Source organism: Collinsella sp. AM12-1, assembly GCF_003472325.1.
In the GTDB taxonomy this organism is placed as follows: domain Bacteria; phylum Actinomycetota; class Coriobacteriia; order Coriobacteriales; family Coriobacteriaceae; genus Collinsella.
In genome coordinates this window covers 1-22,409 of the sequence record NZ_QRLS01000004.1, presented here as the reverse complement: position 1 = coordinate 22,409, position 22,409 = coordinate 1, and the positions used below count along the sequence as shown (strand labels likewise).

The following is a 22,409-nucleotide window of genomic DNA, read 5'->3' as shown; positions in this document are numbered from 1 at the left end:
GTTTATTATCGATGCAGGTTGTTAAGAGGAGGGCTATTCATGGCCAAGAATTCAGGTCCCGTACGTACCGTTCATGCTCGCACGACGGGTAAAGAGCGCGATGAGATGATCGCCACCACCAAGGCCGAGATCGAGAAGAAATTCGGCCAGGGTTCCATCATGAGGTACGGCGACGGTGGCCCCGAGCTCGAGGTCGAGGCCATCCCTACGGGCGCTCTGGCACTCGATGCCGCACTGGGTATCGGCGGTGTGCCGCGCGGCCGAATCGTCGAGATCTACGGTCCCGAGTCCTCCGGTAAGACGACGCTTTCGCTCGAGATCTTGGCCGAGGCCCAGGCAATGGGTGGCGTTGTGGCATTTATCGATGCCGAGCACGCGCTCGATCCCACGTATGCCGCACGCATCGGCGTGGATATCGACGAGGTGCTCATTTCCCAGCCCGATACGGGTGAGCAGGCGCTCGAAATCGTTGACATGCTTGTGCGTTCCGGTGCCATCGATGCCATCGTCGTCGACTCCGTCGCCGCGCTGACCCCGCGTGCCGAGATCGAGGGAGAAATCGGCGACACTACGGTCGGTCTTCAGGCTCGCCTGATGAGCCAGGCGCTCCGCAAGCTCGCCGGCTCGCTGTCCAAGTCCAACACGACGTGCATCTTCATTAACCAGCTGCGTGAGAAGATCGGCGTCATGTTCGGCAACCCCGAGACTACGACGGGCGGCCGTGCCCTTAAGTTCTTCTCTTCGGTGCGTATCGACATTCGCCGCATCGACAGCATTAAGCTTAAGGACGAGGTTATCGGTAACCGCGTGCGCGCCAAGGTCGTTAAGAACAAGGTGGCAGCTCCGTTCCGTTCTGCTGAGTTCGACATCATGTACGGTACGGGCATCTCTAAGGAGGGCTCGATCTTGGACATGGCTGTCGAGTGCGGCATCTGCAAGAAGATGGGCTCCTGGTTTGCCTATGGCGAGGACAAGCTCGGCAACGGTCGCGAGGCCGCCAAGGCGTTCCTGCGCGAACACCCCGATTGCGCCGACGAGATTGAGCATAAGGTCCGCCTTGCCTGCGGGCTTGAGTTTGATGACGATGCTCCGTCCGAAGTCGAGCTGACCGATCAGCCTGCGCCTGAGGAGTTTGACGAGCTTTACGCCATCGATGGTTCCGCCATGCTCGATGATGACGACGAGTAGCGGTTACGCTCATGTCGTATACGGTGACCGAGGCCACGGTCGTCTTTCCCGATAAGAAGGCGGCCTCCTCGTTCTCGAGCGGGTATGCGTCCAAAAAGCCTTGCGCACGTATCGATTGCGAGCTTGAGGGCGGTTTTAAGCGGTCCATTTGGATTCCCGTGCGGGCCGCGCGCCTGTATGTCAAAAACCGCCCTGATCTTCCCTGTGATTGGGATAACTTTCGTGAGGCGGTTCAGCTCATCGAGCGTAAATGTGCTCTCACCATGGTGACCGAGATGTTGTCGCGCCGCGACCATGCGACGGGTGAGGTCCGTGACAAGCTGGCTCGCTACGGCTTTCATCAGCTCGCGATCGATTTCGCCGTCGAGCGCGCCACCGAGTATCGCTTTTTAGACGAGAACCGCTTTTGCTCGTACTTTATCGAGGAGCGCAAGCGGCGTGGCTGGGGACAGCGCAAAATCGAGACCGAGCTCAAGCGCCGTCATGTCGTGCTCGATGACATTCCCGGTTATCCCGAGGATTATTTTGCTGTCGAAGACGATTTGGCGCGTGCGTCAGCCCTGCTCGCCAAGCGGCGTGTTCCAGAGACGCGCGGATTCGAAAAACTGGTTCGGTTTTTGATGGGCAAGGGCTTCTCGTATCACATCGCCGCCGATGCCGTTAAGGCTCGTCTTAATGCCGAACGCGAGGAATGTGCGGTTTAGGCGTATGCGTTTTGTGGCCCTGCCGTTCACCGCGTTTTAGCCGCCGTGCTGGGGCCATTTATTTGACAGTTGTTGTGGTTCAACGTACGATAAACACTGTCATTTGCTTTGTGATATGTGCTCATCTGTGATGAGTTTGTTTATATGTTTATCTGTATCCGACCCGCATAAGCTGCGCCCATATTACTCAAATGTCGCGAGCCGTTCGTAAGGACGGTTCGCTTTGTTGTGTAACGAATCCATAAAAAGGAGTGAGCATGCCTATCATCGCAGCGCTCGTTGGCATCGTTTTGGGTGCCATCGCCGCCATTGCCTACATGCGCACCGCCAAGCAGGGTAGTCTTCACGAGGCCGACGAAAAAATCCAGTCGGCACACGCACAGGCTGAGTCCCTGATCGGTGATGCTAAGCGTCAGGCCGAGACCCTCAAAAAAGAGGCTCTGCTCGAGGCTAAAGAGGAGATCATCAAGAACAAGCAGGCCGCTGAGGCCGAGGACAAGCAGCGTAAGAACGAGATTCGTACGCTCGAGAACCGCGTGATGCAGCGCGAGGAATCCCTCGATCGCCGCAACGACGCTCTCGACAAGCGCGAGCATCAGCTGTCCAGCCAGGCCGGTCAGGTCGAGAAGCGCTCCCGTGAGCTCGAGGAGCTCTGCGCAAAGCAGACCTCCGAGCTCGAGCGTATCGCCGACCTTACCCGCGAGGACGCCCACAAGGAGCTCCTCGATAAGGTTCGCGGCGAGGTCACCCACGAGGCCGCCACGATCATTCGCGAGTCCGAGCAGCAGGTTCGCGCCGAGTGCCACAAGACCGCCCAGGAGATTCTGTCTCTGGCGATTCAGCGCTGCGCTGCCGATCACACTGCCGAGGTCACCGTTACCTCCGTGCACATTCCCTCTGATGACCTCAAGGGCCGTATCATCGGTCGCGAGGGTCGCAACATCCGGACCTTCGAGCAGGTTTCCGGCGTCAACCTCGTGATCGACGACACGCCCGAGACCGTCGTTCTTTCGAGCTTCGACCCGGTCCGTCGTGAGACCGCCCGTGTCGCCCTCGAGAACCTCATCGCCGACGGCCGCATTCACCCTGCCCGCATCGAGGAGATGTATCACAAGGCTGCCGACCTGGTTCAGCAGCGCGTGCGCGAGGCTGGCGAGCAGGCTGCCTTCGATACTGGCATCCACGACCTGCACCCCGAGATCGTCAAGACCCTTGGTGCCCTGCGCTACCGTACCTCGTTTGGCCAGAACGTGCTTCAGCATTCCCTCGAGGTCTCTGATCTGTGCGGTGTGATGGCTTCCGAGCTTGGCCTGGATGTTGTGACCGCCAAGCGTGCCGGCCTCCTGCACGACCTGGGCAAGGCAATCGACCACGACGTCGAGGGCCCGCATGCCGTTATCGGCGCCGAGCTTGCCCGCCGTTATGGTGAGAAGCCCGTTATCGTCCACGCTATCGAGGCTCACCATGCCGACGTCGACCCCAACACGGTGCTCGATGTCCTGGTACAGGCCGCCGATGCCGTCTCCGCTTCTCGCCCCGGCGCCCGTCGCGAGTCTGCCGAGAACTACATCAAGCGTCTTGAGAAGCTCGAGGAGATTGCCAACTCCCATGACGGCGTCGAGCGTACCTATGCCATGCAGGCTGGTCGCGAGGTCCACGTCATGGTTCAGCCGGACAAGATCTCCGATGCCCAGTCCACGGTCCTGGCTCACGATATCGCCCATCAGATCGAGGAAGAGATGGAATATCCCGGTCAGGTGCGCGTCGTCGTGATTCGCGAGAGCCGCGCTGTCGATATCGCTAAATAACATGAGCGACGCGAACGAGCTCATCTCATTTATCGCGTCGATGTCGGGGGAGGGCAACCTTCGCGTCGAGGAGAACCTTGGCGAGGGGTATGTCCGCCTCCGCGTTTCGGAGGCCGAGCGGCGCCAGGCAAAGCACGACATTCAGCATGTCGAGGATATCGTCATCGAAATGCTCCGTAATGCTCGCGATGCTGGCGCCGACAAGGTCTATCTCGCCACGACCAAGGAAGATGGCGTCCGCACGCTTGTCTTTCTGGATAACGGTTCGGGCGTTCCGCAGGACATGCAAGAGCGAATCTTCGATGCCCGCGTTACCTCCAAGCTCGAGAGCATGAAGATGGACCGTTGGGGCGTTCACGGTCGTGGCATGGCATTGTTTTCGATCAAGCAGAACACCGACGAGGCCCGCGTGGTCACGTCCGGTGTCGATCTTGGCTCAGCCTTTAAGGTGAGCGTTGCGGCCGACCGCCTCAGTGAGCGTGCCGATCAGTCCAGCTGGCCCCAGGCCGTCAAGGATGAGGACGGGCGTTATGTCTGTGCTCGCGGTCCGCATAATATTATTCGCGCTGCTTGTGAGTTTGCGCTCGAGGAGTTGCGTGGTTGCGATGTCTATCTGGGCTCTCCGTCCGAGATTGCCGCGACCCTTTATGCTCAGGCGTCAAGTCGGCTCGATACGTCTCGTCTCCTGTTCATTGATGACGAGAGTGAGCTTCCGGTTGTCGATCGTTTAGGCCTTGCCTCCGATGCCGAGGACTTTATCCGTATCTGTTCGGGTTTGGGTCTTGAGATGTCCGAGCGTACGGCCCATCGCATTTTGGCAGGGCAGATTAAGCCCGTTCGCGGTGTGACTGCGCGTCTGCTGCGCGAGCGTGACTCATCCTCGCATGCGCCGGCTCCTGTCGATCTCGCGAAGGATCGTCGTGGGCTACGTATTGCCAAGGATGACATGGCACAGTTTTCGCGCGCTGTGGAGCGCGACTTTAATGACCTTGCTGCCCGGTACTATCTCAACCTTTGCGGCGACCCAAAGATTCGCGTTTCGCGTGATCGAATCACCGTGACCTTTGATCTTGCCAAAGAGGAATAGTGCCTTTACCGAGTCCACTCGGTACGATACAGTTATTGCAGTTAAAACGTACTTTTAATCGCAGGAGTTTCTTCATGGATTGCCTGAAGGTATCAAGCAAATCATCGCCCGCGTCCGTTGCCGGCGCCATCGCCGGCATGGTCAAGGATGGTGTACCCGTCAACATCCAGTGTGTCGGTGCCGGTGCTGTCAACCAGGCCATTAAGGCCGTGGCTATCGCGCGCGGTTTTTTGATTCCAACCGGTTTTGATATTTCCTGCGCGCCCGTGTTCTCCGACATCCTCATTAACGGGGAGTCGCGCACGGCCATCCGCCTTTCTATCTACGTTCACCAGATCAATCGAGCTGCTATGGATAACGTCGTCATGGATGATGTTAAGCCTGTGGCATAGCTCCTGCTTGCCTCGATTCACCTCCCTTCCATCGTTAGGACTTATGCACATGGACCAGCGTTCCGTACGCGATATTCTTGCCGGTAAAACCTACTTTATCCGCACCTTTGGCTGTCAGATGAATCAGCACGATTCTGAGCGTGTGAGCGGTCTGCTCGATTCGTTTGGTTGTCTCATGGCGCTCGATCCCGAGCATGCCGATATCGTTGTCTTCATGACATGCTGCGTGCGCGAGGCCGCCGATACTCGCCTGTACGGCCAGTGCAACTCTTGCAAGAGCCTGCCGCCTTCGCCTTCGGGCAAACGTGTTGTTGCCGTTGGTGGTTGCATCGCGCAGCGCGATGGCGAGGGTCTGCTTACCAACGTCGATAACGTCAACGTCATCTTCGGTACACATTCCATCGCTCATGTGGCCGAGCTCATTGCCGAGGCGTTCCTTGATGGTAAGCGTCATATCCGTACCAATGAGCATGAGGATACGGATGCCATGAGCATGCCGTGGCATCGCGAGACCCAGTATCACGCTTGGGTGCCCATCATGACAGGCTGCAATAATTTCTGCACCTACTGCATCGTGCCGTACGTACGCGGTCGCGAAAAGAGCCGCCCCTTCGAGGAGATTGTCGACGAGGTGACCGGTCTGGTGCGCCAGGGCGTGCGCGAGATCACACTTTTGGGCCAAAACGTTAACTCATATGGTCGCGATCTGTTTGGCAAGCCGCGTTTTACCGATTTGCTGCGCGCCGTGGGCGATACGGGTGTGGAGCGTATCTTCTTTACGTCTTCGCATCCCAAGGATCTGTTGCCCGAGACCATCGACGCCATGGTCGAGACGCCTGCCGTTATGCCGCAGCTGCACTTGGCCGTCCAGTCAGGTTCGACGCGGATCCTCAAAGAGATGAATCGCCGTTATACACGCGAGGACTATCTGGGCCTGGTCGATCGCATTCGCAACCGCATGCCCGATATCGCGCTCTCGACTGACATTATCGTCGGCTTCCCGGGCGAGACTGAAGAAGACTTTGAGCAGACGCTCTCACTTGCCGAGACGGTCCGTTATGCTCAGGCCTATACCTTCATCTATTCCAAGCGCGCCGGTACCCCGGCCGCCGAGATTGACGATCCTACGCCGCATGAGGTTATTCTCGAGCGTTTCAACCGCCTGGTTAAGGTTATCGAGACCACGGCACACGAGTATAACCAGGGTGAGCTCCATACTGTGGTGCCGGCGCTCATTGAGGGAACGAGTAAAAAGAACGACGCGGTCCTGCTGGGTAAGAGTCCCAAGAATCAGACCGTGCATGCGCCCATCCCCGAGGGCTACAGCATCGATCAGCTTGTTGGCAAGATCGTTGATGTTGACGTTGACGTTGCCAAGACCTGGTATTTGTCCGGCTCCGTTGTGGGCGAGCCGCGCTAATGGTTTCTCCCGGGGCAGGTCTTTCCGCCGTTGCGATCGTCGGTCCGACGGCGGTTGGTAAGAGCGATGTTGCCGACCGTTTGGCAGCTTGTCTTTCGTCCGAAGTGCTGTCGTGCGATGCGATGCAAATCTATCGCGGCATGGACATCGGTACTGCAAAGATGGCGCCCGATGAGTGTACGGCGCCGTTGCGTCTCGTCGACATTGTTGAGCCGGGTGTGGCATATTCTGCTGCGCTTTATCAGGCTGACGCTCGCGCGCATGTTGAACGTCTCCTTGGTTTGGGTTGCCTGCCGGTTTTTTGCGGAGGTACGGGGCTGTATCTCAAGGCCGCCCTGGATGAGATGGATTTTCCCTCGGGCGAGCTTGAGGACGATCGTCGCGCGGGGTATCAGGAACTTGCCGAGCGCATAGGCGAGGAAGCGCTGCACGTGCTGCTTGCCGAGCGTGACCCAGAATCTGCTGCTGTTATTCATCCCCATAACGTGCGCCGTGTGATTCGTGCGCTCGAAATGCACGATGATGGTGTCTCCTATGCACAGCAAAAAAGTCAGTTTGGTGTTCCACGCGAGCATTATCATGCTCTATGGTTTGGTCTGACGCGTAATCGCGAGGTGCTCTACGAGCGCATTAACCTGCGCGTCGATCTGATGTTTGAGCAGGGTCTTGTCGATGAGGTCCGCGGTCTTATGGGCCAGGGGCTGGGTGATGCCCTGACGTCGATGCAGGCAATTGGCTATAAAGAGATCATCGATGCTTTCAATGGCGTGATGAGCATGGATGAGGCTCGCGAACTCATTAAGATGCGTTCGCGTCGTTATGCCAAGCGTCAGCTTTCGTGGTTTAAGCGTGATGACCGTATCGCGTGGTTTGATATGGATGAATGTACGATCGATGAGGTCGTTGAGGATATCCTGCATCGTATTGAGGCTGCCTAATGGCCCGTTTCCCCCTTGTTCCCACGGCACCCGAGCCCGAGCGTGCCATTTTAGTTGGTGTTGAGTGGTGCGACAATGCATGGCCGCTCGATCGCTCGCTTGATGAGCTGGAGCGTCTTGCCCACACAGCTGGTGCCCAGTGCGTGGCACGCTTGTCGCAGCGTTTGGTAAAGCCGTATCCTAAATCGTTTATCGGTTCCGGTAAGGTTGAAGAGCTGTGCGGCCTGGTGCATCGCATGGATGCCGATGTCGTTATTTTTGACGACGACCTGACCCCCTCGCAGCAATCCTATTTGGAGAAAGCCGTGGGCGAGCCGGTAAAGATTATCGATCGTACAGCACTGATCCTAGATATCTTTGGCCTGCATGCTCAGACGCGTGAGGGACGCCTGCAGGTACAGCTGGCACAGCTTCAATATTTGTTGCCTCGCCTGCGTGGCATGTGGAGCCATCTCGCCAAGGAGCAGACGCGCGGCGGCATCGGCTCACGTTTTGGTCAGGGCGAAAGTCAGCTCGAGGTCGACCGTCGCCTCATTCGTAATAAGATCGCTGCGCTTCGTCGTGAGCTCAAGCAGGTTGAACAGCGTCGCGATGTTCAATCCAAGAACCGCATTGAGTCACCGGCGTTTCGCGTCGCGTTAGCCGGTTATACCAATGCCGGTAAATCGATGTTGCTCAATCGTCTGACCGGCTCTACGGTACTTTCGCAGGACAAGCTGTTTGCTACGCTCGACCCGACGACGCGTTCGTATCGCCTGCCCGGCGGTCGCGGCATGACGATTACCGATACCGTCGGCTTTATTCAAAAGCTGCCGCATGGCCTGGTCGATGCCTTTAAATCGACGCTGTCCGAGGTGTTGGGTGCCGATCTAATTCTCAAAGTCGTAGATGCGTCTGACGAGGACTATGAGCGGCAGCTGGAGGCTGTCGACCGCGTGCTTGATGAGATCGGCGCCGGAGAGCGTTTGACGCTGACCGTATTCAATAAAATCGATCTTCTCGATAGCGTCGATCGATTGAGTTTCCGTCGTCGCTATCCGGAGGCCGTTCTGTTCTCGGCCCAAACGGGCGAGGGGCTCGACGATCTCGTCGACCGGATTGCTCGCGAGTCGGCTGCCACCGATGTGTTGCTCTCCGCTGATATCCCGTATCGCGAGGGCGCTCTCATCACGCTGGTGCATGAGCAGGGAACCCTTCTGCATGAGGAATATCTCGAGGACGGCGTTCGCATTGTGGCGAAGTTGCCGGCTCGTATTGCACCGCGGCTCGAGCGTTATCGCACCGAGTAGACGAGCTCCAAAATGCCCAGAATGATGGGCTGATGCAGCAGATAAAAGGGGAGAGCGTGACGTCCAAGGCTGGCGAGCGCCGGCAGGGGGTTGGCGTAGGCCCAGCTAGGGACGGTCTTATCGATTCCCTGCGCTATGTGTGCGGCGAAGTATCCTGTAAGATACATAAAGATAAACGGGATGATGGGGTAGTAATCACCTGAGATAAACCCAGGGCTCGGAAATCCCAGCCACGCCAGGTAGGGGACAGGGTAGATCGTTTTGGGGATGCTCCAGGTGATTGCGAACAACATAAGGCATAGGGGCATGCCCCATCTCGCCGTTATCTTCTTAAGGACGGGATCGGTCAACGCCACGATGCCGGTGCATGCGGCCATGCAGTAGATGATGCCAAAATTAACCGAATCGTCGACTGAGACAAGTGTTGTTGCCAACCAGACAACGAGTGCTGCTAAGGCGTATTTGGCGGCACGTTTGATATTGTTGCGCGAAAGGGTGCACATCCAACCGGCGATAAACAAAAATACCCAGCTGATGCTGGCGCGCCAGATGTCTTGAAAGGCTGACTGGGTAAACCAGGGCATATCCCAGCCGTACAGGTAGGCGAGATCATAGCAAGCGTGAAAACCTGCCATAGAAATCATCGTAAACCCGCGGACGGTATCAAATATGGTTATGCGTTTTTGCATTACGAGAACCGGCGCATCAAGCCGACGACTTTGCCCAGGATAACGGGATTCGTTGCATAGATAGGTTCCATGGTGTCGTTCTCGGGCTGCAAGCGCACACGCCCCTGCTCCTTGTAGAACGTCTTGACGGTCGCCGAACCATCAATCATGGCCACGACAATTTCGCCGTTCATGGCACTCTTTTGTTCACGGACGATGATGTAATCGCCATTGAAGATGCCGACATTGATCATTGAGCTCCCATGCACCTCAAGGATAAAGGAACCCTGATCAGTGGCGATTTCGGTCGGGATAGTAAACGTGTCTTCGATATTCTGCTCGGCCAGAATGGGAATCCCAGCCGCGACGCGACCAACGAGCGGTAGCGAGACCGTTCCGCGAGGTGCGGTGGGCTCGTCAGATTTAGAAATTGAGACAGAGGAACCATCCTCGTTAAAGAGTTCCAGGGCACGCGGCTTGGTGGCATCGCGCTTGAGCAGCCCGCGCGCCTCCAGGGCAGAGAGATGGGCGTGCACGGTGCTTGGGGAGGAAAGGCCCACGGCAGAAGCCATCTCGCGCACGCTGGGCGGATAACCCTTCTCCTGCTGATATTCCTTGATGAAGTCGTAAATTTGCTGCTGACGCTTGGTAATTTTGCGAGCCATCAGGGCATCCTCTCTACCCATGTCAAACAAATGTTCGAATTTTGCTTGACAGGAACAACTGTTCGAAGATAATAATAACCGAACATTCGTTCTCGCGCTAGACATTTTTGTCCGCGCGGCTTGATAAAACTGTTCTCAGCAAAACACGCGAGAGGAGAACATGATGAACGCAACGAATATGGTCCAGGGAAACCTCGCCCTTAAGCTCGAGACGCCTGCAGAACCCACTTTTACGGTTGTTCAGGGTGGCCGCTCCGGCATTCAACCTTTGACCGTAAAGCCTGCTCGCAATCAGCAGGCTGTAGTCGCGCCGGCCCGCGTTGCCCTGAAGGTTCCGACGATTGTCGCCGTCGCCGTTGCGCTTACGATCTTCTTTGTCCTCGCTACTTCGGTCTTTAGCGCTCGTCACGCCGCGTATGCCGAGTCCGTTTCCAACATTACTTACGAGACCATTCGCGTTCAGACTGGCGATTCTCTTTGGTCGCTTGCCGAGGAATATCCAATCGAAGGCCTTTCCACGCAAGAGACTTCCGACATGATCCGTAACGTCAATCATCTGGAGCATGGTTCGCTCGCCGCCGGTGCGCATCTTAAGGTTCCTGCTCGTTCGTAATCATTATCGCGCTGCGCATGGTACCCTTGTTATCGTTTAAGAGGAGGTACCATGCGCTGTCCCAAATGCGGCAAGGCACATACCCGCGTCGTTGATTCCCGTATGCAGGAGTCAAATAACACCATTAAGCGCCGTCGCGAATGTTGCTCGTGTAACTATCGCTTTACAACGTTCGAGCGATGCGAGGACCCTATCGAGGTCATTAAGTCAGACGGAACCAAGCAGCGGTTCGATCGCAATAAGCTGCTCGTCGGCTTGATGCGCGCCACCATCAAGCGCGATATCGACACTAAGAAGCTCAATGAGATTATCGACGACATCGAGGTCGAGCTGCGCTCTCGCACGCTGACGGCTGTCACGTCCCATGAGTTGGGTGACATGGTGCTCAAGCGCTTGGCCAAGATCGACAAGGTGGCCTACATCCGTTTTGCCTCGGTCTACCGTGATTTCAAAGACGTCGATGAGTTTCTGCAAGAGCTCGACAAGCTAAGGTGATTCCATGTCCAACATTACCGTCAACATAAAGCGTCTCGACCCCACCGTCGAGCTTCCCAAATACGCCCATCCCACTGATGCCGGCTTGGATTTGCGCTCCAACGAGGACTGCGTCCTGAAGCCCTTCGAACGCCGTCTGGTCTCTACTGGGTTGGCCATCGCCCTGCCCGACGGTTACGCCGGCTTCGTCCAGCCCCGCAGCGGCTTGGCCATCAAGCAGGGCCTGTCTATAGTCAATACGCCGGGTCTCATTGACGCCCACTACCGAGGAGAGCTCAAGGTTATCCTCATCAACCTGGATCCCTCCATTAACATTCAAATCAATAAAGGCGACCGCATAGCCCAACTCGTCATCCAAGAAGTCCCCACGGTCAACCTCATAGAAGTAGAAGAACTAGACAAAACCGACCGAGGCAAAGGAGGCTTCGGCTCCAGCGGCGTCGCCTAGGGACGCTCTTATCCCTCCCGCCCGCCTCTCACACATATCATTCCATGCTCAAACATTCTCGCGTCGCTTCGCTCGCTGCGAAACTGCGCGTGGAACGATATGTGTGAGAGGCGGGCGGGCGGTTACTAGCTTGAAAAATAAAAGCCTTTCTTTCTAGTAAGCCGATGCGATAAAGGGACACCTCCTTTCTCGCATCGGCTTACTATATTCATATTTTCTGATTTCGCCTTTGCAGGTTCTAGTGGTGGGGAATCTGGTAAAGCTGCTAGTACGTTAACGCAGCTTACCTGTGGGAGGCCCCTATATATCGTCCCGCGCGCAGTTTCGCAGCGAAGCGAGAATGTTTGAGCACGGGATGATATATAGGGGCCTCCCACAGGTAAGCGGACATTAAGACGCTACCTGATATGCGCAGGTTTTCCGCCCCAGTAGAAGCGGCAGAAGGCTCGTTTGCGCTTTTGGGGTTTGCCTACGAGCTCCATGGTTGCGATGGCTATGTCTTCGGCTGCGTGGGGGCGGCGTAGTACTTCTCCGTTGATGAGCAGTGCCTTGAGCGACTCAGGATGATCATGGAGATGACGCAACGTCACGATGAGCTCTCGTGCGGTGGTGACATGCATGCTGGCGCCCATGCCGGTGAGCATGGTGGTGTTGGCCTTTTCCTGGCCATAGGACTTGCCCAGCAGGATCATCGGCAGATGTGCGCATAGGCACTCGGTGACGGTGAGTCCGCCCGATTTGAGAATTGCCAGGTCGCAGCCGTGCATAAGCGCTGCCATATCATCGACATAGTCAAGAACCGTGACGTTCTCGAGTTTCATGGCCTCGAAGAGCGTTTTGAGACGGGCGGCGTATTCCTTATCCTTGCCCGGCAAAAAGACAAAGTGCATGTCTTCGAAGCTGCGTAGGAAGGGGAGGGTGCGGTCCATCTCCGCGCGAAAGCGAACGTACGGTTGAGGCAAGCTGGCACCGGCCATTACCAGCACGACGGTCTTGTCGGTGGGGAGGTTGAACTTAGCTAGCTCTTCCTCGCGATCGTAATCCGTGTCGAATCCGGCGCGAATGGGAATGCCGGTAATGCGAATCTTTGTTTCGAGCACCTTGCGCGGACGCAGCGTTTCGGCCATAAATTCGTTGGCAACACAGAATAAATCGGTGTCCTTGTGGGGCCACCATCCCTCGACTTCGTAGTCGGTCGGTACGCAGATGACCGGATAATCGATACCCGTAATTACGCGGGCGCCCACGGCAACATTGGCTGCCGTGATGTGCGTTGCAACCACGGCTATGGGCCTGCGGCTACGAATATATTCGTTGAAGGCGGGGAACATAATTCGCGACCATGCCGTTCCGCCACCCCAGAGAAGATGTCCCGTAAGCGTATATCGCCAGGTCAGGTCGTAAACGGGGCGCGTGGCTCCCGTAAAAGAAGCCGCGGTCTTATTGCCGTCGAATTTAATACGTCCAAAATCAAGGATATCGAGCACTTCAATCTCAATATCCTCGGGGATGCCATTGGTGCCGCGGATGAGGTCGAATGCCTGCGCAATCGCATTTGCGGCGGCCTTGTGGCCCGAGCCAACGGAGGCGTGCACGATGGTCACGAGAGGTTTTTGCTGAGCCAGGAGCGTGGTTTGCTCCGATTGGGGAGTGCTGTGCGTGAGCAGGGGAGCGTCGTCACTCGTCTGCGCCTGGTCCATCGATAACTCCCCTTCAGCTTTGTAATACGGATTTATCATTGTAGTGCATGAGTGTCACGTTCACGTAAATTTGGGTATGAGCGCAAAGAACGACAACGTTTCGACGAAAGGAGGCTTCATGACTACCGATAAGCCGATCGATGTTGCGATTATCGGTGGCGGCCCCGCGGGCTATGCTGCCGCCATTTATGCTGCGCGTGCCAACCTGACGACGACCGTGATTGAGCAGGGCATGTCGGGAGGGCAGATCGCCACAACCAATGAGGTCGAGAACTATCCGGGTTTCCCGCTCCTGAGTGGCGCCGAACTCGGCGAGCGTTTTCAGCAGCATGCAGAGGGCCTGGGAGCACAGGTTACATGGAGCATGGTTACGGGTATCGATTACGATGCCGATGCAGCGTTGTTTACGGTGCATCACGATATGGGCGATACGCTGGCCTCGAGCGTTATCGCTTGCATGGGTGCCATGCCGCGTCCGGCAGGTTTCGCAGGCGAGGATACGTATCGCGGTCGTGGCGTTTCATATTGCGCAACATGTGACGGCATGTTTTTCCGCGGCAAGCAGGTTTTTGTAATCGGTGGTGGCAATTCGGCATGCGAAGAGGCTCTGTTCCTGTCCGACCTTGCCAACAGTGTGACCATCGTGCTGCGCCGCGACCAGTTCCGTGCGCCCGATGGTGTTGTTCAGAAAGTACTCGCAAAGGACAATATTACAGTTAGGTACCAAACTAGTATTGTGGAGCTATCGGGCGAAGCCATGCCAACGACGATTACCTTTAAGGACAATGCATCCGGCGAGACTCATACCGAGTCATTTGAGCCCGGCTCGTTTGGCATCTTTGTTTTTACCGGAACGCAGCCCCATACCGAGCTTGTTGAGCATCTAGTCGATCTGGCGCCTGATGGCGGCATTCTGACTGATGAATCCATGGCGACCCGCACGCCAGGTCTATTTGCCGCTGGCGATATCCGTTCCAAACGTTTACGCCAGGTTGTGACCGCTGTTTCGGACGGAGGCATAGCGGCAACGAGCGCATACGCGTTTCTCCGTGGATAAGTACGATAATATATCTTATGTAAGGTTACTATCTTTAAACATAGTGGTTGGACAGTGCATCAATGTGCCGTCCAACCACTTTTACTTTGCGGCTATGTAGTATGCAAAACTATATAACCTAGAATACAATATAGAAAACGAACGGGGGCCTCTTATGAACCATGCTAAACATGTTATCCCGATGTCCGATACGTCGGTCAGCATTAAGCCTGAGGATATTCAGCCGACGGTTCTGCCGGATGCATTTATTCAGTCCGATATGGTGGGTAAACTCAACGCGTTGAGCCTGCCACGCTATGACCAGCTGCCCAACGTAACGCTCTATCGCGATCAGGTTATTGAATATGTTGCGCTGTGGATGGAGCCGCTTTCGATTTGCGTAGAGCAACCCGTTATCACGCCATCGATGATCAATAACTACGTAAAGGTCGGCCTCGTTCCTGCTCCGGTTAAAAAGCAGTATGGCCGTGAGCAGATTGCGCGTCTCATCGCCATTTGTATCTTTAAGCAGGTGCTGCCTATTGCTGCGGTGCAGGCGCTCTTTAACATTCAGCGTTTGAGCTACGATGCCCCGACGGCTTTCGATTATGTGGTCGATCAGCTCGAGGCATCGATTCGTTCGGCGTTTTCCGTCGAGCCGACGCCGGTTCCCGATACGGCGCATCAGGTAACGCGTGAGTCGCTGCTTGTGCGCAGTGCGGTTTCATCCTTCGTTTCGAAGGCGTACCTGATGAGCTATCTAAAGTTTAATGGGTTTAATAGCTAGCCGACGTATAAAACGGGCGGGACAAAGAGCCATCTGTCGCTTTGTCCCGCCCGTATTTTTGATTGGTTGGACTTTATTTGCCCGAAGCTACGCCCATGCCGTAGCCGATGATGAGGCCGTGCATCTCGGCGTAATAGGAATCCAGGCCGTTGCAGGGCATGATGATAGTCTTGGAGCCTGGCCAGCGCTCCACAATTCGGCTGGCAAGTGCTTGGGCGCCTGCCTCATTCTCGACATGGTCGATAACGACCTCGCCGCCCGTAAAACCTTCGGCTTCCATGGTGTCGATGATCTTGTTGAGCATCTTCTTTTCGCCACGCGTGTGCCCGACGAGCTCGATTTTACCGGCCTCGCTCGCCGTGCCCAAAATGCGAATATTGAGCTTGTTGGCAATGACGCCGGCTGCCTTAGGGATACGTCCGGCTTTGGCGAGGTTCTCGTAATTACACAGGCTAAAGAGGATCTTGCTGTTTTGCTCGAGGCTATCGAAGTATGCGCAAGCGTCCTCGAATGAGACATCCGGATTGCTTGCAAGATAGCGGTCGAACAGCAAGAAAATGAGGTCCATTTTGCCGCCAGCTGCGCGCGAATTGACTAGATGAATCTGCCGGTCGGGCTCCTCGGCAAGAACCATATCGCGAGCCGTGGCTGCCGCATTGTAGCTGCCCGACACGCCCTCAGAGATTGGCATGCAGATGGTCTTGTCTGCCAATTTGAAGAGCTCGGCCCACTCCCCTACGCTGGGACAAGCGCTCGAAGAAGCGTTCGTCTCCGCCTGAACAGCGCAGTTGAGCTCATGAACATCGAGCGAAAGGTCATCGATGAATTCACGCTCCCCCACTCGAATTTTGAGGGGCGCAAATGCAAAGGTGGTATGGGGCGCGGTCGGTTGCCAATCGCAGAGGTTGCAGCTTGAATCGGAGATAAGTGCCCAGCTCATAGAGGGTCCTTTCTAATTGTTCCTCAACAATTATAGCCATCTTGCAAACTGAATGTACGGCTATCTAGTTTTGAATACTAGATAGCCGTACAAGATTAGAGAAAAAAAGAATGGACCTCGCGACTTAAAGCCACGAGGTCCACATTCACACGCTGTGTAAGATGACTTAGTAACGCACGAAGATATAGTTGTTGTTCATGCCGGCTGCGACGGAACTGATGATGACGCCCGTTTTGTAGTCAGAAGCATGGATCATCTGACCATTACCGATATAGATGCCGGTATGGTAGGAGTTAACCACAACATCGCCGGGTTGCGGATCGGACACACGGGTCCAACCCATGAAGTCGACCGTGGTGCCCAGACGGCAGTAGCGTCCCGTGAGGCAATAGCTTACAAAACCGGAGCAGTCAAAGCTGTTCGGCCCAATGCCACCCCAAGAGTAAGCGTATCCGAGTTTGCTATAGGCACGCGAAACAACGGAACCGCCGTCAACGGACTGGCTCGGTGCGGAAGGCGTCGGAGCCGGAGCCGGAGCGGGCGTCGGGGGCTGCGGAGCGGGCGCGGGCGTGTTTCCGCCGTCGTTGGTCGTACCGCCACCCTTGTTGGTGTTCTCGGTCGTACCGGCGGTGTCGTTACTCACCGTGGCCTTTTCGGCGGTGCTGGCGTTTATACCAGCCTGCAGCGCGGCGTTGGCCTCGGCCTCGGCAGCAAGCTCGGCCTGCAGCTGTGAATCCAGGGAGTTCACGACGCTCTGGGCCTCAGCCTGCTGGGCATTGAGCTCGTCGACCTTCTTTTGCGTCGCGGCGACGTTCTTCTCCTGCTCGGCCTGCTTATCGGTGAGCTGCTGCTTAAGGTCCTTGACCTCCTGAATGGTTTGGGCCTGCTTGTCGGACACCTTGCCGTAGTAGAAGAGACGGTTGAGCATATCGCTCAGGTCATCGACGCCCGTCAAAACCTGAAGCAGGCTCAGACCGCCGGTTTTGTACTCGCCGGCGACATAGGTCGAGAGCTTGGCCTGGCCTTCGGCGATCTCCTGCTGCTTTTGCGTGATCTCGCCTGCAGTCTGATCAAGCTCCTGCGTCTGTGCGGAGAGTTCTTCATGAATTTGCTGGGTTTGCGTGCCGATCTGCTCGAGCTTGGTACGGGCAGCGGCAAGGTCGGATGCGGTATCGGCGTAGGCCGGAGCCACGAGGCCCAGGCCCAAAACACAAGCGAGGGTTGCCGTAGCAGCGCAGCGTGCCATGTTTCTGTGCGTGTTTGCTGTGCGCATGGAGCTTCCTTTCCGGTATCTAAGGGTAGCGGCTAGTCCACCGTTACCAGGCTAAAGAGCTCAACGTCCTCGTTAGAAGGCGTGAGCTTCTTGCGCGGGTTGAGAAACGCAAGCTCAAGGATACAACCGTAACCCACAAGCTTCGCGCCCATATCTCGCACCAGTTTACCTGTTGTCTCGACGGTTCCGCCCGTCGCGATCAAGTCGTCCAGAATCAACACGGTATCTTTAGAGCTGATAGCGTCGGCATGGATCTCAATTGAATCGGTGCCGTACTCGAGCTCGTAGCTCTGGCTTACGGTCTCGCGCGGCAGCTTGCCCGGTTTACGTGCGGGAACAAAGCCGGCGCCAAGGGCTACAGCCACCGGTACGCCAACCATAAAGCCGCGAGCCTCGGGACCCACGACCTTGGTGATTCCCATGCCGGCAAAGTGCTCGGCGAGGGTATCGGTCATGGCTTTGAGCGCCTCGGGATTGCCAAAGAGCGGCGTGATGTCTTTAAAGATGACTCCGGGCTCGGGATAGTCGGGGATGTCGACGATTTGAGATTCGAAGTCGTACATTGCATGACCTTTCAATGGGTTGCCGAAATATCAGCAGCGGTTATTTGCCCGCGGTGACGGTGCCGGATTGCGAAGGGGCGACGACCTTGAGCGGCTTTACGAGAGAATCCTCGTGCGAAGCCGGCGCGGCAGTTTCTTCGTTTTTGGCCTTGGTGGACTCGGAGCGAGCGATTTCCTCATCGAGTGCATCAATGTCCGCGTCCTCGACCACGGCGTTGAGCGACTCAAAAACGCGGTTCTTGAGCAGCGCAGTGTGCACACCCTCGGTCAGGTCGTGAAGCTTCTTAAACGCACGCTCGAGCTTGGCGTCGCGCTCGTCATCGGAGGTATCCATGCCGAGCATGCTCACGAGCACCTGCTCAAACATCGAGGACTCGCGGTTGGCGGAAGACACGTACTGACGCAGGTTGCGGGGCTCGATATGGAAGCGTGACAGCTCGGAGCAGTAGCGGATGATTGGAAAATCGCGACCATCGACGAGCTCACGATTCTGCGGACTCTTGATGATGCGAATGAGGTCGTTCTCGGCGAGCGAGCGGATAAACGAAATCTCGACGCCCAGCATATCGGGAATGGTCTCAATGGGATGCAGCTTTTGCTTAGTCTCCTTGGGCTCCGTCTTGAGCGGAACATCGGACAGCAAGCCCACCTCGTAAGCGAGCGTTGACAGGTCCGTGGCGTTTTCCAAGCGCTGCTTAATCACGTTGAGCGGCATGTAGCGGGTCTTCTGCAAGTGCAGAATGACCTCCAGGCGATCAACGTCCTCCTTGGAGTACTGACGGTATCCCTTAGGCGTACGATGAGGGGTAATGAGCCCCTCATCTTCTAGAAATCTAATTTTTGAGTTCGAAAGATCGGGGTATGCGCCTCGAAGAAGGTTGACGACTTGGCCGATACTCAGATAGTTGCGTTCGGCCATGCCCTACTCACCGGTTTCGATGCGCTCCGGCGTGCTCTCGTGGTAGATGAGCGTAAACGTACCGATCTGGACGGAAGAACCATCGTGCAGCGGGGCCGCATTGACAATGGCGCCGTCGACCCAGGTGCCATTGAGCGAGCCCAGGTCCTCAATGCGAGCGCCGAGGCCCTCGCGAATAATGCGCGCGTGGCTACGCGAAACGGTCATGTCATTGAGGAAGATGCCGTTCGCAGGATCGCGGCCGATGGTGGTCACGTCGTCCTCGAGCTCAAAGGCGGCACCAGTCTGCGGACCCTTGACGATGGACAGAACGGGGGCGGTGATGCGCACGTTGGCCATGAGGTCGGGAACGGTGACGTCGCTTGAAGGCACGCGGAATACGCAGGTAGCGTCAGCAGTCTTATCATTGTGAGGCATATTGTTAACCATGTTGTCCATGACAACCCCTAACTTATCGCGGACGTGCCGCAAATAATGAACCGTACGTAATCATACCCCAACGAATCAGTCTTCGATTTCAGGGTTCAGAAAGTCGATGTCCTCGTCCTCGGGATGCGTGAGAGCTTGTTTAATGGCCGCTCCGCCCTTAATGGAGTAGATGACAGCCGTGAGCATGGAGAAGATCACGCCGCCGTACACAAAGAAGATGCCGAGGGGCACCGAGCTTCCGTTGAGGCCCGGGAAGGCCGTAAGGGTTGAAGGTAAAAGATGCAGGCCGTCAATAACGGGGAACCCGAGCAGCATGAGCGAGAAGCCAGTCATGAGCAGTGCAGTGGCAATCTTTCCGGGAAAGACGACATCGATGGGGCGACGGTGATAATGACGCACGATAAGCGTGCCGATGCCCAGATAGATGTCGCGGCCAATAATGAGCACGCAGACCCAGATGGGCAGCTCTCCGCGGACCACCAGCCCAAGTACGCCGGTGAACAGCAGCGCACGGTCGCAGATGGGATCCATGACCTTGCCGAGCCACGAGACCGTCTTGGTCATGCGGGCGATCTGACCGTCCATCCAGTCGGTAGAGGCGGCAACGGCGTAGATAACGATGGCGATGACGCGGTTGTTATCCGTCACAAACAGGTACAGAAATACCAGGGTGAGGATCAGGCGCGTAAAGGTGATGAAATTGGAGATCGTAAAGATCTTATTCGACGGGTAATCGGAAGTGCCGATAAGCTCCTTTTTGATCTTCTTTTTGATGCCCACAGGACTCCCCCGCTGGTTAACGACAAAACTTTCGCTACTATACCCGTTCCGGCGATGTCTATCCAGCGTAAGCATAGAGAGTCCAGACATATGGAGGATGCTACTGGGTTGTGCGGGATTCTGCATTTGTGTACATCAGCCTCCAAATATGACATTTCCAGCATCTTTGATGGCTGACGTACACGTTTTGATTCGGTGATTACATCGATCGGGAAAGTTGTTGCTTTAAGCAAATTAATCATGATGTGCGGGTCGAGAAGGGTTGGCGCCAAAAGAACCCAACGGCCGTTACGGCTTCGTTAGAAACGCGCCCCACCATGGATGGTGAACCCGAAAGGTGAGGCGCGCGGGCACGGCGACTCGGCCCGCGCGCCCGGAAGAGAAAGGACGAACCCATGGGTTACATGCTCGAGACGCGCGGGCTCACCAAGCGCTTCGGCCGCGGCGACCAGGCGCAGGACGCCGTGGCCGACGTGAGCCTTCATATCCGCGAGGGCGAGGTGTACGGGCTGCTCGGCCCCAACGGTGCCGGCAAGTCGACAACGCTCAAGATGATCTGCGGGATGCTGCGGCCGACGGCCGGGGAGATCCTCTTTGCCGGGCACGCCTGGCGCCGCGAGGACCTCTACGCAATCGGCAGCCTCATCGAGGAGGCGCCGCTCTACCCCAACCTCACCGCGCGCGAGAACCTGCGCGTGCGCACCACGCTGCTGGGCCTTCCCGAGAGCCGCATAGATGAGGTGCTCGCCGCCGTGGACCTCGCGGACACCGGGAAGAAGCGCGCCGGGCGCTTCTCGATGGGGATGCGGCAGCGCCTGGGGCTCGCGTTGGCGCTGATCGCCCGGCCACGCCTGCTCGTGCTCGACGAGCCCACCAACGGCCTCGACCCCATCGGCATCGAGGAACTGCGCGACCAGATCCGCGGCTTCGCGGCGGCGGGTACGACGGTGATCGTCTCGAGCCACATCCTCTCCGAGGTGCAGCAGATGGCGGACACCATCGGCATCATCTGCGGGGGGCGCCTTGCCTACGAGGATGCGCTTCGTCCCGGGCAGGACCTCGAGGAACTCTTCATGAGCTTCTGCCGGGAAGGGCGACGAGCGCGCGGGGAGGTGGCGGCATGACGGGCGAGAAAGGCGGCCTGCTCGCGGGCCTGCGCGCCGAGGCCCTGAAGTCGCGCCACGCGGCACCGGTTCGCCTGGCCGTGCTCATGGCGCTGCCGATGCCGCTGCTCGGCGCGATGCCCTACCGGGGCGTGCAGATCTTTAGCGCGTGGAACTACTGGTACGCGCTCTTCCTGCCCGTGTCTCTCTCGCTTGTGGTGGCGTGCGTCGCGCGGGCGGACGCTCGCACGCGGATGCGGGGGCTTCTGGGCCTGGGCTTCCCGCTCGGGCGAGCCTGGTGGGCCAAGGCGCTCTGGTGCCTCGCTCTTTGCACGCTCTCGAACCTCGTGGTCTTCGGCATCTACCTCGCGGGATCGGCGTTCTCCTCGCAGGGTCTCACGGCCGCGGGCACGCTCACGATGCTCCTCTGCGCGCTCGCCAACACGGTGACCGCGGCGTGGATGATCCCCGCAGGGCTCTTCCTCACGGCGCGGCTCGGCATGCTCGCGGGCATCCTCTGCCCGCTCGTCGCGCAGCTCGTGGGTGGGTTCGCCTGGTCGTTGGTGCCGCTGCCGCAGCTTTTTCCGCCGTCGGCGAGCATGGTCATCCCCACGAGCTTCATCCCCGTGCTGCCGAGCGGCGAGCCACTCGCGGCGGACATGGCGCTCGGCGGGGCGCTCGCGGCGGATGGCATGCTCACGCTGGCGGGCCTTGCGGTCTGCGCGCTCGCGTTCGCCGCGCTCACGGCGGCGGGCGCGGCCTGGTTCGCGCGCTCCGAGGAGAGGTGATGGCCATGACACGACTCTCCGACCCGACGCCGCGCATGACTCTCCCGCTGGCCCTGCTCTCCGAGGCCCTTCGCCTGGCGCGCTCCCCGCTCTCGGCGGTGCACCTCGTCTGCTGCCTGGCAGCCGGTCTTGCCTGCGGCGAGTACTTCTCCGTAGCCCGATGGGACCCGGCGCTGGGCGCGGACGCCTACGCCCAGTTCCTCGGCGCCCTCATGCCGCTCATGTCCGCCATCGTCTGCGGGCTCGCCGTGGACGAGGAGCGCGCTGCCGGGCGCCTCGCCAACCTTACGGCGGTCCCCTCGCGCTGGCGCGCCGTCGCGGCGAAGCTGCTCGCCCTTGCGGCGCTCGGCGCCGCCGCGCTGGCCGTGGCGCTCGG

Annotated in this window: 24 protein-coding genes and 1 pseudogene; 16 read left to right on the top strand and 9 right to left on the bottom strand. The window is 57.5% G+C overall.

What is annotated here, in order from left to right; translation table 11 throughout:
* Window positions 1–39 precede the first annotated feature (39 nt).
* From recA to hflX, 8 genes are all read left to right on the top strand, one after another.
* The gene (gene recA, locus DW136_RS03085; RefSeq protein ID WP_022094695.1) at window positions 40–1,188 is read left to right on the top strand and encodes a recombinase RecA; all 1,149 of its coding nucleotides are present in this window, start codon (window positions 40–42) and stop codon (window positions 1,186–1,188) included.
* Between the two features lie 11 nt (window positions 1,189–1,199).
* Window positions 1,200–1,892, top strand: coding sequence for a regulatory protein RecX (locus DW136_RS03080; protein WP_118289025.1), 693 nt, complete (start codon window positions 1,200–1,202; stop codon window positions 1,890–1,892).
* Window positions 1,893–2,149: 257 nt separating this feature from the next.
* Window positions 2,150–3,700 (top strand): ribonuclease Y, encoded by a 1,551-nt coding sequence (rny, locus tag DW136_RS03075; RefSeq protein WP_089573375.1) that lies wholly within the window; start codon window positions 2,150–2,152, stop codon window positions 3,698–3,700.
* Window position 3,701: 1 nt separating this feature from the next.
* The gene (locus DW136_RS03070) at window positions 3,702–4,787 is read left to right on the top strand and encodes an ATP-binding protein (RefSeq protein WP_006235981.1); all 1,086 of its coding nucleotides are present in this window, start codon (window positions 3,702–3,704) and stop codon (window positions 4,785–4,787) included.
* A gap of 74 nt (window positions 4,788–4,861) precedes the next feature.
* Entirely contained in the window at window positions 4,862–5,179 is a 318-nt protein-coding gene (locus DW136_RS03065) for a stage V sporulation protein S (protein WP_006235982.1), read from the top strand.
* Between the two features lie 49 nt (window positions 5,180–5,228).
* Window positions 5,229–6,599 carry a tRNA (N6-isopentenyl adenosine(37)-C2)-methylthiotransferase MiaB gene (gene miaB, locus DW136_RS03060; protein ID WP_118289024.1) on the top strand — a complete coding sequence of 457 codons (1,371 nt, stop codon included), beginning with the start codon at window positions 5,229–5,231 and terminating at the stop codon, window positions 6,597–6,599.
* Window positions 6,599–7,537 (top strand): tRNA (adenosine(37)-N6)-dimethylallyltransferase MiaA, encoded by a 939-nt coding sequence (gene miaA / locus DW136_RS03055; RefSeq protein WP_118289023.1) that lies wholly within the window; start codon window positions 6,599–6,601, stop codon window positions 7,535–7,537. Before miaB ends, miaA begins: the two co-directional genes overlap by 1 nt.
* Window positions 7,537–8,826, top strand: a complete 1,290-nt coding sequence (hflX, locus tag DW136_RS03050) for a GTPase HflX (RefSeq protein WP_118289022.1) — start codon at window positions 7,537–7,539, stop codon at window positions 8,824–8,826. The genes miaA and hflX overlap by 1 nt, the downstream gene beginning before the upstream one ends.
* Here the strand turns inward: hflX and DW136_RS03045 are convergent.
* Window positions 8,811–9,515, bottom strand: coding sequence for a heparan-alpha-glucosaminide N-acetyltransferase (locus tag DW136_RS03045; protein WP_118289021.1), 705 nt, complete (start codon window positions 9,513–9,515; stop codon window positions 8,811–8,813). The genes hflX and DW136_RS03045 overlap by 16 nt on opposite strands.
* A complete protein-coding gene (gene lexA, locus DW136_RS03040) occupies window positions 9,515–10,159 on the bottom strand; it encodes a transcriptional repressor LexA (protein WP_040359862.1) in 645 nt (214 codons plus the stop codon). Before lexA ends, DW136_RS03045 begins: the two co-directional genes overlap by 1 nt.
* Window positions 10,160–10,322: 163 nt before the next feature.
* Here lexA and DW136_RS03035 point away from each other — a divergent pair, with 163 nt between their 5' ends.
* Genes DW136_RS03035 through dut form a run of 3 tightly spaced genes read left to right on the top strand, consistent with a single transcriptional unit; the run spans window position 10,323 to window position 11,715 of the window.
* On the top strand, window positions 10,323–10,772 hold the full coding sequence (locus DW136_RS03035; RefSeq protein WP_158571427.1) for a LysM peptidoglycan-binding domain-containing protein: 450 nt from the start codon (window positions 10,323–10,325) through the stop codon (window positions 10,770–10,772).
* A 51-nt stretch (window positions 10,773–10,823) separates the two neighbouring features.
* Entirely contained in the window at window positions 10,824–11,267 is a 444-nt protein-coding gene (nrdR, locus tag DW136_RS03030; protein ID WP_022093781.1) for a transcriptional regulator NrdR, read from the top strand.
* 4 nt (window positions 11,268–11,271) lie between these two features.
* Window positions 11,272–11,715, top strand: a complete 444-nt coding sequence (gene dut / locus DW136_RS03025) for a dUTP diphosphatase (RefSeq protein ID WP_118289019.1) — start codon at window positions 11,272–11,274, stop codon at window positions 11,713–11,715.
* 398 nt (window positions 11,716–12,113) lie between these two features.
* Here dut and DW136_RS03020 read toward each other — a convergent pair whose 3' ends face one another.
* The gene (locus DW136_RS03020) at window positions 12,114–13,415 is read right to left on the bottom strand and encodes a glycosyltransferase (RefSeq protein ID WP_118289018.1); all 1,302 of its coding nucleotides are present in this window, start codon (window positions 13,413–13,415) and stop codon (window positions 12,114–12,116) included.
* Window positions 13,416–13,533: 118 nt separating this feature from the next.
* On the opposite strand from DW136_RS03020, the gene DW136_RS03015 reads away from it, so the two are divergent.
* Both DW136_RS03015 and DW136_RS03010 read left to right on the top strand, forming a co-directional pair.
* On the top strand, window positions 13,534–14,472 hold the full coding sequence (locus DW136_RS03015; RefSeq protein WP_118289017.1) for an NAD(P)/FAD-dependent oxidoreductase: 939 nt from the start codon (window positions 13,534–13,536) through the stop codon (window positions 14,470–14,472).
* Between the two features lie 154 nt (window positions 14,473–14,626).
* Window positions 14,627–15,238, top strand: a complete 612-nt coding sequence (locus DW136_RS03010) for a DUF1836 domain-containing protein (RefSeq protein WP_199580142.1) — start codon at window positions 14,627–14,629, stop codon at window positions 15,236–15,238.
* A 73-nt stretch (window positions 15,239–15,311) separates the two neighbouring features.
* Here the strand turns inward: DW136_RS03010 and DW136_RS03005 are convergent, their stop codons facing one another.
* The 6 genes from DW136_RS03005 to DW136_RS02980 all read right to left on the bottom strand — a co-directional run bounded on the left by DW136_RS03005 (window position 15,312) and on the right by DW136_RS02980 (window position 20,142).
* Window positions 15,312–16,178 (bottom strand): DegV family protein, encoded by an 867-nt coding sequence (locus DW136_RS03005; RefSeq protein WP_118289016.1) that lies wholly within the window; start codon window positions 16,176–16,178, stop codon window positions 15,312–15,314.
* A 166-nt stretch (window positions 16,179–16,344) separates the two neighbouring features.
* Window positions 16,345–17,451 carry an NlpC/P60 family protein gene (locus DW136_RS03000; protein ID WP_118289015.1) on the bottom strand — a complete coding sequence of 369 codons (1,107 nt, stop codon included), beginning with the start codon at window positions 17,449–17,451 and terminating at the stop codon, window positions 16,345–16,347.
* Window positions 17,452–17,483: 32 nt separating this feature from the next.
* On the bottom strand, window positions 17,484–18,014 hold the full coding sequence (locus DW136_RS02995; RefSeq protein WP_118289014.1) for an adenine phosphoribosyltransferase: 531 nt from the start codon (window positions 18,012–18,014) through the stop codon (window positions 17,484–17,486).
* 40 nt (window positions 18,015–18,054) lie between these two features.
* Window positions 18,055–18,933, bottom strand: a complete 879-nt coding sequence (locus DW136_RS02990) for a MerR family transcriptional regulator (RefSeq protein ID WP_055250118.1) — start codon at window positions 18,931–18,933, stop codon at window positions 18,055–18,057.
* A 3-nt stretch (window positions 18,934–18,936) separates the two neighbouring features.
* Complete coding sequence (locus tag DW136_RS02985; protein ID WP_199569376.1) at window positions 18,937–19,371, bottom strand: FHA domain-containing protein; 435 nt, start codon at window positions 19,369–19,371, stop codon at window positions 18,937–18,939.
* A gap of 66 nt (window positions 19,372–19,437) precedes the next feature.
* Window positions 19,438–20,142, bottom strand: a complete 705-nt coding sequence (locus tag DW136_RS02980) for a CDP-alcohol phosphatidyltransferase family protein (protein ID WP_117817337.1) — start codon at window positions 20,140–20,142, stop codon at window positions 19,438–19,440.
* A gap of 395 nt (window positions 20,143–20,537) precedes the next feature.
* On the opposite strand from DW136_RS02980, the gene DW136_RS02975 reads away from it, so the two are divergent.
* From DW136_RS02975 to DW136_RS02965, 3 genes and pseudogenes are all read left to right on the top strand, one after another.
* Window positions 20,538–21,266, top strand: coding sequence for a lantibiotic protection ABC transporter ATP-binding protein (locus DW136_RS02975; protein ID WP_055250122.1), 729 nt, complete (start codon window positions 20,538–20,540; stop codon window positions 21,264–21,266).
* Window positions 21,263–22,033, top strand: a complete 771-nt coding sequence (locus tag DW136_RS02970; protein ID WP_118289013.1) for a hypothetical protein — start codon at window positions 21,263–21,265, stop codon at window positions 22,031–22,033. Before DW136_RS02975 ends, DW136_RS02970 begins: the two co-directional genes overlap by 4 nt.
* Window positions 22,033–22,409, top strand: a pseudogene (locus DW136_RS02965) (lantibiotic ABC transporter permease); the annotation flags it as partial. The gene DW136_RS02970 and the pseudogene DW136_RS02965, both read left to right, overlap by 1 nt.